This is a genomic window from Paraburkholderia sp. USG1, from assembly GCF_031570135.1.
Taxonomy (GTDB): domain Bacteria; phylum Pseudomonadota; class Gammaproteobacteria; order Burkholderiales; family Burkholderiaceae; genus Paraburkholderia; species Paraburkholderia dioscoreae.
Window position 1 is genome coordinate 1 of the sequence record NZ_JAMWXW010000075.1, and the last position, 1,659, is coordinate 1,659.

Below are 1,659 nucleotides of genomic sequence, written 5' to 3' on the forward strand. Positions count from 1 at the left end.
AACAGATCGCCCACCAGACCATAATCGGCGACGCTGAAAATCGGCGCTTCCGCGTCCTTGTTGATTGCGACGATCACTTTGCTGTCTTTCATGCCGGCCAGATGCTGGATCGCACCCGAGATGCCGATCGCCACATACAGTTGCGGTGCGACGATCTTGCCGGTTTGTCCCACCTGATAGTCGTTCGGCACGAAGCCCGCATCGACGGCGGCACGCGATGCGCCCAGCGCCGCGTTCAGCTTGTCGGCCAGCGGTTCGAGAACCTTCGTGTAGTTCTCGCCGTTGCCCAGACCGCGGCCACCCGAGACGATGATCTTCGCCGACGTCAGTTCCGGACGATCCAGCTTCGTCACTTCACGGCTGACGAACTGCGAGATACCGCTGTCCGCTGCCGATTCGATTTTCTCCACCGATGCGCTGCCGCCTTCGGCCGCGACTGCGTCGAAGCCGGTGGAGCGCACCGTGATGACCTTGATCGGGTCTTGAGATTGCACCGTTGCGATCGCATTGCCCGCGTAGATCGGGCGTTCAAACGTATCGGCGCTATCCACCGCCGTGATATCGCTGATCTGCGCAACATCGAGCTTCGCGGCGATGCGCGGGGCGATGTTCTTGCCGTACGCCGTCGCCGGGGCGAGGATGTGCGTGTAGTCCTTTGCGATGTTCAGCACTGTCGCCTCGACGTTTTCCGCGAGGCCCGCTTCGAGTTGCGGCGCGTCGGCCAGCAGCACTTTGGTCACGCCGGCAATCTTCGCTGCGGCATCTGCTGCGGCTTGTGCGTTGTGACCGGCCACCAGCACGTGAATGTCACCGCCAATCTTCTGTGCCGCTGCGATCGTATTCAGCGTCGCGGCCTTGATCGACGCGTTGTCGTGTTCTGCTATTACCAGATTCGTCATTTCGTCCGTCTCCGCGTTTTACTTAAAGCACCTTGGCTTCGGTCTTCAGCTTCTCGACCAGCGTCTTCACATCCGGCACCTTCACACCGGCGGAGCGCCTGGGCGGCTCGACAACCTTCAGCGTCTTCAGGCGCGGCGTGACGTCAACGCCGAGATCTTCCGGCCTGATCGTTTCCAGCGGCTTTTTCTTCGCCTTCATGATGTTCGGCAGCGTCACGTAGCGCGGCTCGTTCAGGCGCAGGTCGGTCGTGATCACTGCGGGCAGCGTCAGCGACAGCGTTTCAGCGCCGCCGTCCACTTCACGCGAAACCGTCGCCTTGCCGTCAGCCACGACAACCTTCGAGGCGAACGTCGCCTGCGGCAACCCGGCCAAAGCAGCCAGCATCTGACCGGTCTGGTTCGAATCGTCGTCGATAGCCTGCTTGCCGAGAATGACCAGCGAAGGCTGTTCCCTGTCCACCAGCGCCTTCAGCAGTTTGGCCACGGCCAGCGGTTGCAGTTCTTCGGAAGACTCGACCAGGATCGCGCGATCCGCGCCGATCGCCAGCGCCGTGCGCAGCGTTTCCTGCGACTGCGTGACGCCCGCCGACACGGCGATCACTTCGGTCGCCACACCCGCTTCCTTCAACCGCACCGCTTCTTCAACCGCGATTTCATCGAACGGATTCATCGACATCTTCACGTTCGCGATGTCGACGCCCGTGCCGTCCGACTTCACCCGGACTTTCACGTTGTAATCGACTACTCTTTTGACTGGCAC

At 61.5% G+C, this 1,659-nt stretch carries 2 protein-coding genes; both read right to left on the bottom strand.

Annotated elements, in window-relative coordinates:
* A partial coding sequence (locus NE850_RS39295) for an FAD-binding protein (protein WP_310700417.1) occupies positions 1 to 899 on the bottom strand: 899 nt, incomplete at its 3' end.
* 22 nt (positions 900 to 921) lie between these two features.
* Positions 922 to 1,659: electron transfer flavoprotein subunit beta/FixA family protein (locus NE850_RS39300; protein WP_310700418.1), on the bottom strand; the 738-nt coding region annotated here is incomplete at its 5' end.